This is a genomic window from Labrys sedimenti (assembly GCF_034424805.1).
Classification (GTDB): Bacteria; Pseudomonadota; Alphaproteobacteria; order Rhizobiales; family Labraceae; genus Labrys; species Labrys sedimenti.
In genome coordinates this window covers 24,773-38,893 of sequence record NZ_JAXOUF010000007.1, presented here as the reverse complement: position 1 = coordinate 38,893, position 14,121 = coordinate 24,773, and the positions used below count along the sequence as shown (strand labels likewise).

Below are 14,121 nucleotides of genomic sequence, written 5' to 3'. Positions count from 1 at the left end.
CCTCATTCTGCCAGGACTGCGTCCTCGACGATGGCGAGGGCGCGGTCGAGGTCATCCCTGGCAATGGTCAGCGGCGGTGACAGCGTCAGCACATTGCCCTGGCTGATCTTGAAGGACAGGCCGTTTTCCAGGCAGCGATAATAGACCCGCTCGGCCAACGCGTGGTTGGGCTGAAGCCCCTGCCGGTCCTCGACGAGCTCGACACCGAAGATCAATCCTCGGCCGCGCACATCGCCGACATGGGCGGAACGGGTCATCAGCTCGCGCATGCGGCCCATGGCGTAATCGCCTAGCTCCCTGGCGCGCTCGGCGAGGCCCTCCTCGCGGATGATGGCGATAGTGGTCAGTGCGGCCCGCGTGGTGACAGGGTTCTTTTCATGGGTGTAGTGGCCGATGGCGTAGTCGCCGGCGACATCGAGGTCGCGACGGGCGACGACGGCGGCGATCGGCAACATGCCACCGCCAAGCGACTTGCCGAGCACGAGGATATCGGGGGTGACGCCGTCATGCTCGGAGGCGAAGAATTTGCCTGTTTTGCCGAGGCCGGTCGGAATCTCGTCGAAGATCAGCAGCGTGCCATGCCTGTCGCAGGCTTCGCGCACGCTTTTCCAGAATCCCGGTGCCGGAACGAGCGGGGTCGCGCGCATCGGTTCGGCGATGAAGGCGGCGAAATCGCCCTCCCGGGCCAGGACATAGGAGATCATGCTGGCACAGGCGCGAGCCGACTCCTCCAGCGAATTCGTGCCGTAGGGGCAGTGATGCGGGGCCCAGGGCGCCACATGCTCGCTGCCCGGCAGGAGGGGGCCGGCGATGCCGGAGCGAAACGTCGCCTCGCCGCCGACGCTGGAGGCGCCGAAGCCGGCGCCGTGGAACGCATCCCAGAAGGACAGTGTCTTGAACCGACCCGTCGCCGCGCGCGCCAGTTTGAGGGCAACCTCGATGGCGTCCGAGCCACCCGTGGTGAAAAGCACCTTGCCAAGATCGCCCGGCGAGAGCGCTGCCAGCGTTTCGGCCAGTTCGACAGCCGTCTCGCAGGTAAAGCGGCGCGGGGCGAAGGGCAGGGTGTCCATCTGCGCCCGGATGGCTTCCTTGAGGCGCGGATGCCCATAGCCGATGTGGTGGACGCTGTTGCCGTGGAAATCCATGTAACGCCGGCCGGCGAGGTCTTCGATCCAGATGCCTTCGGCTTTGGCGATGGTCGACACGCAGGGGCTGGAAAGACTCTGATGCAGGAAGACATCGGCATCGCGCTGCAGCAGTGCGGCCGAGGAGGCGTGATGCTGCCTGGCGTTCCAGTCACGTCGCGCCTCGGCGGTATTGGATTCGCCCTCGGTATGGATCAGGGTCATGGTGCCTCACAGCCGGGCCGCGCCCGCTCCCCTTTTCGGTCACCAAAAAGCTCGGCAACCGTCTCCTCGCCGAGAGCAAAACCCGTGCTCGCACCCGTACCGCTGGTCACGATCACCAGCCTGACGCCGTCGCAAGGGGGCAGGCGGAGCGCCTCGTCCTTCAACGAGGACGCGTAGGTGCCGACCCAATGAGCGGTGACACGGGGAGGCGACGCGCGGAATAGGGCCTCGTATTCGGCCAGGATCAGGGCGTCGACCTCGGTGGAGGCGAAGGGATCCGGCGTGACGCCGTAATGGTGTGAATCGCCCACGACGAGAGAGCCATCGGCCGATTGGGTGACGATGAGATGAACGCCGTTCGCCAGGGCACTTGCCCGCTCGCTTTCGAGCCGCCGGCGCAGCGCCGACGTTTCCGGCAATGTGGCAAAGGCGCCATAGCGCAGGAGGCTGAGATCGGACATCAGCGCCGATTTGAGCCGGAAGCCGGGATCGGCCAGGCGCAGCATCTGCAGCTTGCAGCGCCGCACCCGGTATTCCGCGATCGTGTCGCCGAAGAGTGTGGTGAGATCGTCGCCCGGACAGACCACGATGCGCGAGGCCGCAACATCCCCGGTGCTGGTGAGAAGCCGGCCAGGTTCGACGCCTCGCACCGCCGTGCCGAAGCGAAAGCTGACACCATGATGCGCTTGGAGCCATTCGACGAGGCGGGGCAAGGCGAGCGAGGATTCGACCCGCAATTCATGCGGGCTGAAGAAGCCACCAATGGCAGAGGAACCGGCGAGGGAAGGTTCGCGCTCCGCCAGTTCGGCTGCAGTCAGGACCTGGCATGAAGCGCCTTCCGGCGTGGCGCAGAACGCCTCGATGGCGTCGAGTGCCTCGGGGCGCTGGGCGGCGATCACCATGCCGCGATGGAGTATGTCGATCTTCGCTTCGGCCGCCGTCGCGAGCCAGACCTCCCGGCTGCGCCTGGCGCGCCGATAGGAAGGACCCGGCGTCTGGCCGCTGACGACGACCAGGCCGAAATTGCGGATGGAAGCACCATTGGTCGCGCTGTCGCGATCGACGACCACCACTCGTAACCCGCGCCGGGCTGCCGCGAGAGCATGGCCGAGGCCGACAATACCGGCCCCGACGACGGCAAGATCAAAGGTCTCGGGCATGAAGCGCTACCACGGCAACGAGAAGGTCTTGACGTTGGTGAAGGACTTCATCGCCTCGATGACGCCTTCCTTGTAGCCATTGCCCGAATCCTTGATGCCGCCGAAGGGACTCATCTCGATGCGATAGCCCGGCACTTCCCAGATGTTGACAGTGCCGACCCTGAGGCCGGTGATGAAGGCCTGCATGCGCCGGAAGTCGTTGGTGCACACACCCGAGGAGAGGCCGAAGGCCGTCGAGTTCGAAAGCGCGATCAGGGCCTCGTCGTCATCCGGGGCGCGGATGATCGGCACGATCGGGCCAAAGGTCTCCTCCATGACGAGCTCGCTCGCATGCGGCACCCTGTCGACGACGATCGGCGGCAGCAGCGCGCCCTGGCGGCCGGGATCGTAGAGGATCTGGGCGCCGGCCTCCGCCGCCATGTGGACGCGCTTTTCGAACAGGGCAGCGGCCTTCTCATGCGCCACCGTGCCGAGCTGGGTGGCCGGATCGAAGGGATCGCCGAAGCGGATGGCCTTGGCGCGTTGGAGCACCAGGGGCACGAAGCGATCGGCAACTTTCTCCTGCACGAGGATGCGCTTGACGGCGGTGCAGCGCTGGCCGGAATTCTTGGTCGCGCCGGCGACGGCGAGATCCGCCGCCCTGGCGAGGTCGGCGTCATCGAGATCGTTGAGGATGATCAGCGGGTCGTTGCCGCCGAGTTCCAGGACCTGGCGCCTGTAGCCGGCCTTGGAGGCGATCATCTTGCCGACGGGCACACCGCCTGTGAAGGTGATCAGGTCGATATGGGGATTGGTGATCATTTCATCACCGATCTCCGCCGGCCATCCCGTCACCACCGAGAGCATCTGCGGCGGCAGGCCGGCTTCGTAGAGAATGTCCGCCAGGACAAGCGCCGTCATCGGCGTGAGTTCCGTCGGCTTCACCACCACGCAATTGTTGGTGGCGATCGCCGGCGCCACCTTGTGCGCCACCATGTTGAGCGGATGGTTGAAGGGCGTAATCGCCGAAATCGCCGTGAGGGGCTCGCGCTGGGTGAAGATCCGCCGCTGCTTGCCATGCGGGGTGAGGTCGCAGGAGAAGATCTGGCCATCGTCGTGAATGCACATCTGGCCGGCGAGCGTGAAGACGTCGAAGGCGCGCCCGACCTCGTAGAGCGAGTCCTGCTTGCAAATGCCGAGTTCGCTGGTGACGAGATCGGAAATCTCGTCCTTGCGGGCGTTGATGAGCTCGGCCGTCTTCAAGAGGATCTTCTGGCGGTCGTAGCGCGTGAGCTTGGACTGGTAGCCGGCCGCGATTTCGAAGGCCTGGCGGGCATGCTCGGCCCGCCCCGCCGGCACGGTGCCGACCACCGTATCGGTATAGGGATAGCGGACCTCGAGGGTCGCCTCGGCTTCGACCAGCCGGCCGGCGATCCGCATCGGTTCATGACGGACCTTGATGGTTTTCTCGGGCGTGTTCATTTTGGCTCAGCCGCTGCCAGAGTGGCGTAGTAGAAGGCGTCGAAATTGCGCAGGGTCGGCGCCTGCGGCAAATCGGGCAGGAGGCGGTTCACGATGAAGGGCACCGCCTGCTCGGTCAGGCCTCCATGCGAGCGTAGCGGCTCGTCGAGGGCGGCGAGGTCGTGCCGGTGCTCGGAGGTGCCGATCGTCTTGTTCTCGCCCGAGACCATGACGATGTCGCCGATGCGGTCTTCGGGCAGTTCGAAGCGCCGGCACCCCTCTTCGCGTCCGAGCACCAGCGTCATGTCCTCGACATTGCGCAGCTTTGCGATGATGGCTTCCCGGTCCGCGCCCTTGGGCAGATAGGCGGTGGCGAACGAGCCCAGCGCACCATGGTGCACGACATAGGGATCGGTGATCGGCAGGATGACGCGGGCGGCGTCCTTGCCGAGCCATTCATCCATCAGATCCTGGACATAGACCACATTGGGCGAGCCGTCCGCATGATGCTTCGGCTTCATGCCGTGGTCGGCGGTCACGACGATGGCGGCGCCCAGGGCGTCGAGCTCGGCGAGGTACTTGTCGAACATGGCGTAGAAGGCGTTCGCCTGTGGCACGCCGGGGGCGTATTTGTGCTGAACATAGTCGGTCGTCGTCAGATACATGACGTCGGGGCGGAATTCGCGCAGCAGCTTGACGCCGGCGGCGAACACGAATTCGGACAGTTCCGCCGAATAGACGTCCGGTACCGGACGCCCCAGCCATTTGGAGGCATCATCGATGCCGTTGGCGGCCTTGGTGGTGGTGCTGGCCTTTTCCGAGGAGAAGCAGACGGCACGGTCGTCGTCATAGGACAGGCCGTGGCCCAAGAGGGCGCGCAGCTTGTCCTTGGCGGTGACCACGGCAACCTTGGCCCCGGCATCGTAGAATGCCTTGAACACCGTCGGCGCGCGCAGGAATTTGGGATCGTTCATCATCACCTCCTCGCCCGTTTCGGGGTTGTAGAGGTAGTTGCCGCAGATGCCGTGCACGGCGGGCGGGCGCCCGGTGACGATCGACAGATTGTTGGGGTTGGTGAAGCTGGGAATGACGCTGTGCGCGGTGCTGGCCGTTCCCTTCTGCAGGATGCGCTCGAGCGCCGGCATCAGCCCGGCCTTGATGGCTTCATCGAGATAGGCCGGCTCGCAGCCGTCGAGGCAGATGGCGATCGCCGGCACGCGCGGCCAGGCATAATTGCGCTCGTTGGCGGAGACCGAGACGGGGGACATGTGGTTCATCGAGGATCGATCCCTTCAATACGGGCCGCCTCAGGCGGCGAGCTTTGCGCGTTCGGCAATGGCGTCGGCGGGCGGGGCGGCGGAAGCGACCTCCATCTCGGTGAGAGACTGGCGGGCCGCCTCGACCACCTTGCGCATGACATGCTCATCCATCCGTCCGATGCAGCCGACGCGGAAGGAGTCGACCACAGTCAGCTTGCCGGGATAGATGATGAACCCCTTTTGTTTCATCTGTTCGTAGAAGCGGCTGAAAACGAAACTCGGATCGGCCGGGCAGAAGAAGGTGACGATGATGGGCGAGAGCCAGGTGTCGGAGAGCAGCGTCTCGAAGCCGAGTTCGCGCATGCCCGCCACCATGACGTCGCGGTTCCGCATATAGCGGGCGCCCCGTGCTGCCACGCCGCCTTCGGCGGCATGCATGCGCAGGGCCTGCAGGAGGGCCGCCACCACATGGGTTGGCGGTGTGTAGCGCCATTGCCCGGTCTTCTCCATCGTGGCCCATTGCGCATGGACGTCGAGGCTGAGCGAATGGCTGATGCCCTGTGCCGCCTTCAGCGCATCCTTGCGGGCAATCACGAAGCCGAAGCCCGGCACGCCCTCGATGCATTTGTTGGCGGACGAGACCATGGCTTCGAAGCGGATTTCGTTGACGTCGAGCCGGATGGCGCCGAAGGCGCTCATGGAATCGATGAGGAGCTTGCGTCCCTTGCTCTCGACCACCGCAGCGATCTCGGCCACCGGGTTGAGGATACCGGAGGAGGTTTCGCAGTGGATGGCGAGGACGTGGGTGATCCCCGGATCCGCATCGAGCGCGGCCGCGACCTCATCGCCGCGCGGGGGCAGGTAGTCGCCCTTGTCGATCAGGGTGTAGGGGCGGCCGATATAGCGCATGGTCTCGGCGGCCCGCAGGCCATAGGCGCCATTGGCCAGGACGAGCACCTTGCCGTCGCTGGGGACGAAGGAACCGAGCATGGCCTCGACGCAGAACGAGCCCGAGCCCTGCATCGGCACACAGTCATACTCGCCCTTGCTGTCGCCGGTCAGGGCGAGCAGGCCTTGCCGAAGCTCGACCGTCATGGCGCGAAAATCGGCGTCCCAGGAGCCCCAGTCGCGCAGCATGGCCTGCTTTACCTCGGCGGCGGTGGTCAAGGGGCCTGGCGTCAGGAGATAGGGCTCACCGAGCAGGGGAGGGGCAAAAGCTTGCGTCGACGCACCATCGTGCATGGGCCGGTCCTCATCAGATGCCGTTCGTTCGGTCACCATATAGGACCGGCCCAATCTATTCTAAAAATCGTTATTTTGTATCCGTGTATAAGCTGTGGTTATATATGGGAGATATCGTGCCTTGGGGATGATCGTCGATGCGCTATGTTCAGCTTCGCGCCTTTCACTATGTGGCGATTTCAGGCGGCTTTTCCCGCGCTGCCAGCGAATTGCTGCTGACCCAGCCGGCGATCTCCGACCAGGTTCGCAAGCTGGAGGAGGAATATGACACGCTCCTGTTCAACCGGCAGCGCAAGCAGGTCGTGCTGACGGAGGCTGGAGAACGACTTCTGGCTGTGACGCGGCGCATGTTCGAAATGGAGAATCAGGCTCTCGAACTCTTGTCGGAATCCCGTTCTCTTCGGGCCGGGACACTGCGCATTGTCGCCGATGCGGCCCACCACGTGCTGCATATCATGGGCGAGTTCCGCCGGCGCTATCAGGGGGTCCATGTCACCGTCCGGTCCGGCAACACCGAAACGGTGATCAAGAGCCTGTTCAATTATGAAGCGGATATCGGTGTCGTGGGGGAGGTGCCGGCGGGCCGCGACTTCGAGATCATCACCCTCAACGCCACGCCGATCATTGCCTTCGCTGCAGCAGACTTCGATCTTGGCGGGCGCAGGAGCCTTTCCTTTGCCGATCTGGCCACAATGCCGCTCGTCATTCGCGAGCGCGGTTCCAAGACCCGCAAACGCCTGGAGGACGGGGCCGCCGATGCTGGTATCAGGTTGAAATATGCTATCGAGGCGGAAGGGCGCGAAGCCGTCCGCGAGATCGTGGCGTCGGGCGCCGGCCTCGGCTTCGTCTCCGAGGCTGAGTTCGGCAATGACGGCCGGCTCATGAGGATTCCGATCTCGGGCCCTCCGATGCTGATGGAAGAGGCGCTGGTCTGCCTGAGCGAGCGAAGCGACGCAAAAGCCATCCGCGCCTTCCTTGGAATTGCGAGGGAACTTGCCAACCGGGTCCCGATGAGCGGTTAGGCCCTTCTCCTTCTCGACAGCGGCAATGATCGGCCACGGCGAGGCATCGCTGCGGGGGCGAGCCCGGAAAATCGCTGCGGCAGGGCCAGCTTGAGGTATTCCGGTAATCGGATGGTCCAGCGACAGGTGGCCCGGTCGCTGAGGTTTGGGTGGGGCGACCGGGCCTGGTTGACCAAGCGTTGCGGGGGGCTCGGTCGATTTGGCTTCCGCTGGGGGCAGCAGAAGCAGGGACACGCTAGGCCGGCTTCTTGCTGATCAGAAGTTTTGTTATGTTAAATGTTGTTTCGTAAGGGCAGGGAGTGAGGCTTCTTGTGGTCGTGGAGCGTGATTTAGCCGGCCTGCCGTCGACCGCTGTCAGCTGGGCTATGGCCTGACCTCGCTCGGTGGGGAACGACCGCAGGAACGATGGCCGGGATCAGTTTGACTTCGCCGCCAAGCCGCCCAAGCAGGCGAGACTGTCTTGGGCGTCCATTCAGCTCATGGGCAGGAGTGGAATTACGCGCGTGTGAGGTGGCTTCCGAGGGACGAGGAGTTGGCAGGATGACGAAACGATTTGAAATCGGCGATCACGTGACATGGAATTCCGAAGCAGGCCGCGTATCGGGAACGATTATCGCGATCCATACGCGTGATTTCGACTATAATGGGCACACGCACCGCGCGACGGAAGGCGATCCCCAATATGAAATCAAGAGCGACAAGACGGACCACATCGCCGCTCACAAGGGCGCTGCCCTCGACTATGCGTGAAGTCGGCGCGTGACGCTGCCCTTTTTTACCATCGGCCATTCCAACCGGCGCATCGACGAGTTTGTCGACCTTCTGCGTCAGGCCCAGGTCGAACTGCTCGTCGATATCAGGAAAATCCCGATGGAGAGCCAACCCGCAATACAATCAGGATCGCCTGCCCGGCCCCCTTTCGGTTTTCCAGATTTCATATGATTACATCGCCGCGCTTGGTGGCCTTCGCGGCAAGTTCGGAACGCTATCCCGCGATCTCAATGGCTTTTGGGCAAATGAGAGCTTTCACAATTACGCAGACTATGCACTTTCAAGGGAATTCCGCGAAGGCTTGGAGCGTCTGCGCAGCGAGGGGCACAAGAAGCGCTCGGCAATCATGTGTTCGGAAGCGGTGTGGTGGCGATGTCACCGCCGCATCGTGGCGGACTATCTGATCGCCGAGGGAGAGACGGTTTTTCACATCATGGGCGAAGGACGCCTCGAGCGTGCGCACCTCACGACGGGTGCCATCATCGAAGCCGATGCGAGGATCATCTATCCCGCACGTCACGATTGCCCGGGCCCGGAGCACCCATGAAAGCCGGCCGGCATGTCCTTCGCCGGTCAACGACGTTACGCGGCAGCACAATGAGTACAGACCATTCAATGAAATCAGCGGCTACCCTCGAGCCCGGCGTTTCAAAAGCGAGCGAACAGACCTCCCCATTCGAGGCGCTGGTCAGCAGCATCCGCGTCTGCCGCATTTGCCGCGATGACCCCCGGTACGGCGTGCCGCTGGCTCATGAGCCAAGGCCGGTCGTTCAGATATCGGAAGATGCGCGTATCTGCATAGCTGGCCAGGCGCCGGGAACCAGGGTGCATCAGAGCGGGCGTCCCTTCGACGACCCATCCGGGGTGCGTTTGAGAAGGTGGCTCGGAATTGATGAAGCCAGCTTCTACGATCCGGCGAAGTTTGCCATTCTGCCGATGGGATTTTGCTTTCCGGGGCTGGCTCCGAACGGCAGTGATCTGCCGCCTCGCCGGGAGTGCGCGGAACTCTGGCGCTCCAGGCTGTTTTCCCAAATGCCGAAGGTGAGGCTCCTACTGGTCATTGGTTCCTATGCCCAGCGCTGGCATCTCGGGCCGGAAGCCGGACGCTGGGGCGTCAACGAGACCGTCAAACGGTGGCGGGACGTCTATCAGAGCGATCCCCGGATGCGTAAGTTTCCATTGCCCCATCCGTCCTGGCACAACAACAAATGGCTGAGCCAGAACCCGTGGTTCGAAACCGATGTGTTGCCGGTGTTGCAGGCGGACGTACGGGATGTTCTTCTGCGATGATGGCGCTGACCTGCCGGTCAGCGCGGTCTCGTACCCCGCCTGCCATGGATGCACGATGCAATCGGCTGCTACCCTGGAGAAACGGCATCGGCCATTGCGAGTTTGGCAAAGCTGTCGGCTGGTGGATCGAACGCAAGCTCGCACTGCCAATGAAAAGTAATGACCTTGAGATTGTCGCCTTCCCGTTGTTCTCCGGACAGCCCGATCAAGCGCGTATCGACGCTTCCGTTCAACGGCTTGACGTCGATATAGGTGTGGCCGCGATTGGGATCGCCATAGCCGCCGGCCTGAACGGAATGTCCCGCATTCGTGGTGAAGCCCAAGGCCTTGATGAAGGGGTACTGGCCGGAGCTGTCGACGAAACCATTGGCTTGATCAATTTGCTCACCCCCGGCCAATGCCAGGACCACATGCTCTTCACCTTCTCCGCCAACTCGGCCTTGTCCAATGCCGTTTATATAAAGTTCGAAGCCGGCAACCATGTCGGGCCGTGCCCACATCTCGACCCGCGAGATCTGGCCATTCGTCGCCTCCTGGTCGAACTCCTGATAATCCGGATATCGCCATTGCTGATATAGGCCAAACGGGCCGGTAGCGTATTCCAGGGTTGGCGGGGGAATGGGATCGGGAATGGTGACGTCGGGATCGCAATAATTCCAAAGTTGCCCGATGGCATTGTGGATATCGAGAGCCAGAGCGAGTTGGTTTTCCACGGTCTTCCTGTAAGTCTTCTCCACATCGTAATCCGGCGTCGTAATACTCCGATAGCCATTGTAGAGATCAACCAGGTTATTATCTACCGTGACGATCATATTGCCCCGCCGTTCTATAATTTGATCGCGCGCCGAATTAAGCAATTCCCGGTAATGCTCGATCGAATTCTGTATTTCCTGTTTTAGAGACAATTGTGTTTTCTCGGAAGGCGAGGTTCCGTAGTAATAGGAGAAATTTTGCAGATTTTCTCGCAGCGTCAACAACCGAAGCGTTGCAAATGGGACCAGAAACGAAAATCTTTTTTCCGGAACCGTGTCGTCGATAAAAAATGGTTCGTATGTATTGACTAGACTATACAGGTTGATGAAGTTTTCGGATTTGAATGACGGGTCTGCTTCCGATGTATTAACGTAATTTCTTGCAGAGATATACAAGGATTCCAAGGCATCATTCAGGGATTCATAAGTCATCTGCCAGTAGACGCCGGCAACGGCCTGGTTGAGGTAATTCTGATACGATGCCCAGGTCTGATCCTTGTTGCCTGAATCCGGCCAAAGCCCTTTGACGAATGTGGAAAGGGCGGAGCCCACGCCTGGAATGAGCGTGACGGCGGACGCTACGACGGTACGAAAGAAGCCGTTAACCGTTTCGGCGTTGACGTAACCGTCGCTCTCGATTGCCGTCGGGGCTCCTTTTCCAGCGTCAACGAACAGGGGCGGCCGATAGTCATAGAGCCTGAAGCTGCTGATATTCCCGCCCATGCCATAGTCATCAAGGTCGTCGATCCGCGAATTGGGGCCGAACCCTACGTTTTTTCCGCCATAAGCGGCATCCTTGTAGACGATGAGCCAGGTGCGCGAGCCCGTTTCCAGCGAGTCCGGCTCATTGCCTTCCTTGCTGCCATCGGACTGGGTGTGGTCGTCGAGGTTTCCGACTGCCAGGACGCTGCCCTCGGCATCGAATCGCAAGGTTGCCCCTTTGCACCCGTCATCATCCCAGAACTGAACCCAGCAACCGTCCGTCATTGTTCATTCTCCGCGTTGCGGCCAAGATCTCGAGCGGCCATGATGGTCTCACCGATCCCTGCTTTATGTTCGGCGACTGTTTTTGCGATGGGTTCTTAAGAGCGCTAATATCTATGCGATACTAATAAAGATAAAATTTATTATAATACTTTTTCAAAATAAATACCTACTTTAGTTTTGTATTTTTTATTTCAATATACTCAATTGATGAAGATGGTTATTTGGTATTCAGAGGGAAAATTAGACGGCATGTTAAGATTTGCGTCAACAGATCAATTCTCATGAATTCTGACGAATTCTAATGTTCTTATGTCATTTTTAAATATCACTGTGTAGAAAAGTGATCGATTCTTAGTATTCGTTCTCGCTTGGCGCGGGATATCTTGCTCGAAAGGTGCCTGCGGCTGAGAGGCAAGGATCGCCTGTCGGCAAGCACCGGCAAGACGTGAATCGTGTCCGAGAAGACGACACGGGCAGCGGCCTGCGCAGGGCTCGAAACGATGATGCCGCGGTCTCCGCCGCGACCGTGCCTGCGCGAGGTTCATTCCATGGCGGCATTTGCGGTGAACGTATAGCCCACCCCGTAGACGACCCTGATCGGGGCGGGCACCTTTAAATGCTGTTCGACTTTGCGGCGCAGTCGGCTGACGACCGCGTCGAGATGGCGATTGTCGAAGTTGGAGCGGGGGCGCATCAGGATCTCGACCAGGTCCTCGCGCTGGCACACTTCGCCGCTTCGTTTGCACAATACGCTCATGAAGGCGAATTCGGTGGCCGTAAGCTTGAGCGCGTGCTGATTGGGCGCAATCAGGTGCCAACCCTTGCTGTCCAGAATCCAGCGGTCTTCATTGCCCGGTCCAGTGGTTGGCGGCCCGCCGGCGCGGCGCAACAGGCTGCGGATCGCCGCTTCTACTTCCCGCAACGTGCTGTCCTTGACGAGATAGATATCGGCCCCGCTGTCGAAGCCTCGAATGCGATCGTCGCTGTCGCCGAGCGCGGTCAGCATGATGATGCCGCATGAGTGGGCTTGCCGGATCTCGCTGGCCAGTTCGAAGCCGTTGCCGTCCGGCAGCCCGATGTCGAGGACGACGACCGCCGGCGCTTCGCCGCCGGCAAGCGCCTTGCGCATGTCATCGGCCGTCGCAGCTGCAGTGGTGGTGAAGCCGCTCAGTTTGAGGAAATCGGCCAGATCCTTGCGCAGCCGAGGTTCGTCTTCGACAATCAAAATATGCGTCATACCGTTATTTCCTGCGGCATGGCCTTGCCGGATTGTGCAAGAGACAGGGGCACGCGCACGACGGCCGTCGTTCCCCCACGGTCGTTGCCGTCCAGGGTCAGCGTCCCGCCGTGATAGGCCAGAAGCCGCCGGGCCGAATACAGGCCGAGCCCGGTTCCGGTGATGGCCTTGGCATTGGAGGCCCGAAAGAAGCGGCGCCCGATCCTGTCGAGTTCGGCATGGGGAATGCCTATGCCGCGATCGCGTACCTCGATCACCACCGTGCCTTGCTGCTCCCTCGCAACGATGTGGATCGGCTCGTTGCCCGGCGAGTATTTCAGCGCGTTGTCGATGAGGTTGATGAGGACGGTCGCCAGCATATCCGGGTCGGCGCAGATGGAGATGATCGGGTCCTGGACAGTGAAGCGCAGGCGGTCGCCGCGCGCCGTCATGTCGAAATGTAGGCGCACATCCGCGATCAGGGAGCGCACTTCCATGTATTCGGGCTGAAAGCTGTTCTCCCGGTCTTCGGCCATGAAGCGATTGATCACAGAAAACAGCCGATTGAGTGCCTCCTGGATCCCTGAGAGCCGCTCCTGGGTCGCCGGCTGGGACTGGCTGCCGGTGAGGCCGATCATGTCGACGGCGTTCCGGATGATGGCGAGCGGCGTACGGAATTCGTGGCTGACCACGCGGGTAAAGTCCGCCTGTTCCTCACGCAGGGAACGCTCCGCTTCCAAGCTCGCATTCAGCCTGGATTCGAGGCTTTTCCTTTCCTCCACTTCCCGCGAGAGGGCGGCATTCTTCTCGCGCAGGTCGGCGGAAAGCCTCGAACTGACCATGAAGAGCAGGCATGCGAAGAAGGCGATCAGGAACAGGGTACCTTGCAGCAAATACCAGGCATTGCGGTCGGCCAGGATCGGCGCGCTTTGGAAGTCTGCCGGCAAGCGGAATTCGATGATGCTCTGGAGCACGCTGGCCGACATATATTCGACAAGCACGGCGATCGTGATCCAGCGCAGGAGCGGCGGCTGCGTGCGGTCGCGCAGCAGCGCCAGGCACATCACGGACATCATCACGACGGTGAAGAACGTCGAGGCGTGAATGCGTGGTTCCAGGTCGGTCGGATCGATGGCGACCGAGATGCTCCAGGCCGCCACCTGGGAGATCAGGAGACAGATCCCGATCCAGCTATAGCGCGGTTGCCCGAGAAAGCGGGCGAGCCCCTCGGCGAGCAGGACCAGGCCGAGCTTGATGATCGTGTTGTGCAGGACGATGGCCCAGGGCGGAGGATCGTGTCCGCGCAGGAGCATCAACAAGACGCCCGCGGCAATGGCGATGAAGCCGGCCGCCAGGAACTTCAGTTCGTAAAGATGGCGCCACGCCCGCCAGACAAATATCCAGGCCACCGCCTGTAAAGCTGCGACGGCCATCGTGACGACCAGAAGGGTCTTGAGATCAAGCATCTCCCCGCAACTGCATAAGGCCCCTCCGCCGCATGGCTTCTCGCCATCCAACACTTTGCAAAAGTCGCTCATATACGCAAGCGCGAATGCCACTTGCAAGAATTGGTAAGAATTGATCGGAATTGATCGGTGGAGCGCTTCATCCAAGTGATTTTATGCTGGTTGGC

The 14,121-nt window shown here is 61.4% G+C and carries 11 protein-coding genes and 1 pseudogene; 4 read left to right on the top strand and 8 right to left on the bottom strand.

Annotated features, from left to right (window positions below; translation table 11 throughout):
* Positions 1 to 2: 2 nt before the first annotated feature.
* From pbfA to U1R88_RS20445, 5 genes are read right to left on the bottom strand one after another with little or no spacing between them, the layout of a single operon-like run.
* Entirely contained in the window at positions 3 to 1,349 is a 1,347-nt protein-coding gene (pbfA, locus tag U1R88_RS20465) for a (R)-1-hydroxy-2-aminoethylphosphonate ammonia-lyase (protein WP_322432900.1), read from the bottom strand.
* A complete protein-coding gene (locus U1R88_RS20460) occupies positions 1,346 to 2,509 on the bottom strand; it encodes a TIGR03364 family FAD-dependent oxidoreductase (protein ID WP_322432899.1) in 1,164 nt (387 codons plus the stop codon). The genes pbfA and U1R88_RS20460 overlap by 4 nt, the downstream gene beginning before the upstream one ends.
* 6 nt (positions 2,510 to 2,515) lie before the next feature.
* Entirely contained in the window at positions 2,516 to 3,970 is a 1,455-nt protein-coding gene (gene phnY / locus U1R88_RS20455; RefSeq protein WP_322432898.1) for a phosphonoacetaldehyde dehydrogenase, read from the bottom strand.
* The gene (phnA, locus tag U1R88_RS20450; RefSeq protein WP_322432897.1) at positions 3,967 to 5,226 is read right to left on the bottom strand and encodes a phosphonoacetate hydrolase; all 1,260 of its coding nucleotides are present in this window, start codon (positions 5,224 to 5,226) and stop codon (positions 3,967 to 3,969) included. The genes phnY and phnA overlap by 4 nt, the downstream gene beginning before the upstream one ends.
* Positions 5,227 to 5,256: 30 nt before the next feature.
* A complete protein-coding gene (locus tag U1R88_RS20445) occupies positions 5,257 to 6,450 on the bottom strand; it encodes a 2-aminoethylphosphonate--pyruvate transaminase (protein WP_322432896.1) in 1,194 nt (397 codons plus the stop codon).
* Positions 6,451 to 6,587: 137 nt separating this feature from the next.
* On the opposite strand from U1R88_RS20445, the gene U1R88_RS20440 reads away from it, so the two are divergent.
* The 4 genes and pseudogenes from U1R88_RS20440 (at position 6,588) to U1R88_RS20425 (ending at position 9,533) form a co-directional block, all read left to right on the top strand.
* Positions 6,588 to 7,472, top strand: coding sequence for a LysR substrate-binding domain-containing protein (locus U1R88_RS20440; protein ID WP_322432895.1), 885 nt, complete (start codon positions 6,588 to 6,590; stop codon positions 7,470 to 7,472).
* A 540-nt stretch (positions 7,473 to 8,012) separates the two neighbouring features.
* The gene (locus U1R88_RS20435) at positions 8,013 to 8,222 is read left to right on the top strand and encodes a hypervirulence associated TUDOR domain-containing protein (RefSeq protein WP_322432894.1); all 210 of its coding nucleotides are present in this window, start codon (positions 8,013 to 8,015) and stop codon (positions 8,220 to 8,222) included.
* Positions 8,223 to 8,231: 9 nt separating this feature from the next.
* A pseudogene (locus U1R88_RS20430) lies at positions 8,232 to 8,790 on the top strand (DUF488 domain-containing protein).
* Positions 8,791 to 8,858: 68 nt separating this feature from the next.
* On the top strand, positions 8,859 to 9,533 hold the full coding sequence (locus U1R88_RS20425; RefSeq protein WP_322432893.1) for a uracil-DNA glycosylase family protein: 675 nt from the start codon (positions 8,859 to 8,861) through the stop codon (positions 9,531 to 9,533).
* A 68-nt stretch (positions 9,534 to 9,601) separates the two neighbouring features.
* Here the strand turns inward: U1R88_RS20425 and U1R88_RS20420 are convergent, their stop codons facing one another.
* The 3 genes from U1R88_RS20420 to U1R88_RS20410 form a co-directional block, all read right to left on the bottom strand.
* The gene (locus U1R88_RS20420) at positions 9,602 to 11,272 is read right to left on the bottom strand and encodes an insecticidal delta-endotoxin Cry8Ea1 family protein (protein ID WP_322432892.1); all 1,671 of its coding nucleotides are present in this window, start codon (positions 11,270 to 11,272) and stop codon (positions 9,602 to 9,604) included.
* Positions 11,273 to 11,813: 541 nt separating this feature from the next.
* On the bottom strand, positions 11,814 to 12,509 hold the full coding sequence (locus tag U1R88_RS20415; RefSeq protein ID WP_322432891.1) for a response regulator transcription factor: 696 nt from the start codon (positions 12,507 to 12,509) through the stop codon (positions 11,814 to 11,816).
* Positions 12,506 to 13,954: a sensor histidine kinase gene (locus U1R88_RS20410; RefSeq protein ID WP_322432890.1), complete on the bottom strand. Its 1,449-nt coding sequence runs from the start codon at positions 13,952 to 13,954 to the stop codon at positions 12,506 to 12,508. Before U1R88_RS20410 ends, U1R88_RS20415 begins: the two co-directional genes overlap by 4 nt.
* Positions 13,955 to 14,121 lie beyond the last annotated feature (167 nt).

What these genes read in the sequence shown, in the direction of transcription:
- U1R88_RS20420 (WP_322432892.1), bottom strand. Translation starts at nt 11,272, where the DNA reads ATGACGGACGGTTGCTGGGTTCAGTTCTGGGATGATGACGGGTGCAAA.
- U1R88_RS20460 (WP_322432899.1), bottom strand. Translation starts at nt 2,509, where the DNA reads ATGCCCGAGACCTTTGATCTTGCCGTCGTCGGGGCCGGTATTGTCGGC.
- U1R88_RS20410 (WP_322432890.1), bottom strand. Translation starts at nt 13,954, where the DNA reads ATGCTTGATCTCAAGACCCTTCTGGTCGTCACGATGGCCGTCGCAGCT.
- pbfA (WP_322432900.1), bottom strand. Translation starts at nt 1,349, where the DNA reads ATGACCCTGATCCATACCGAGGGCGAATCCAATACCGCCGAGGCGCGA.
- U1R88_RS20440 (WP_322432895.1), top strand. Translation starts at nt 6,588, where the DNA reads ATGCGCTATGTTCAGCTTCGCGCCTTTCACTATGTGGCGATTTCAGGC.
- U1R88_RS20415 (WP_322432891.1), bottom strand. Translation starts at nt 12,509, where the DNA reads ATGACGCATATTTTGATTGTCGAAGACGAACCTCGGCTGCGCAAGGAT.
- U1R88_RS20435 (WP_322432894.1), top strand. Translation starts at nt 8,013, where the DNA reads ATGACGAAACGATTTGAAATCGGCGATCACGTGACATGGAATTCCGAA.
- U1R88_RS20425 (WP_322432893.1), top strand. Translation starts at nt 8,859, where the DNA reads ATGAAATCAGCGGCTACCCTCGAGCCCGGCGTTTCAAAAGCGAGCGAA.
- phnA (WP_322432897.1), bottom strand. Translation starts at nt 5,226, where the DNA reads ATGAACCACATGTCCCCCGTCTCGGTCTCCGCCAACGAGCGCAATTAT.
- U1R88_RS20445 (WP_322432896.1), bottom strand. Translation starts at nt 6,450, where the DNA reads ATGCACGATGGTGCGTCGACGCAAGCTTTTGCCCCTCCCCTGCTCGGT.
- phnY (WP_322432898.1), bottom strand. Translation starts at nt 3,970, where the DNA reads ATGAACACGCCCGAGAAAACCATCAAGGTCCGTCATGAACCGATGCGG.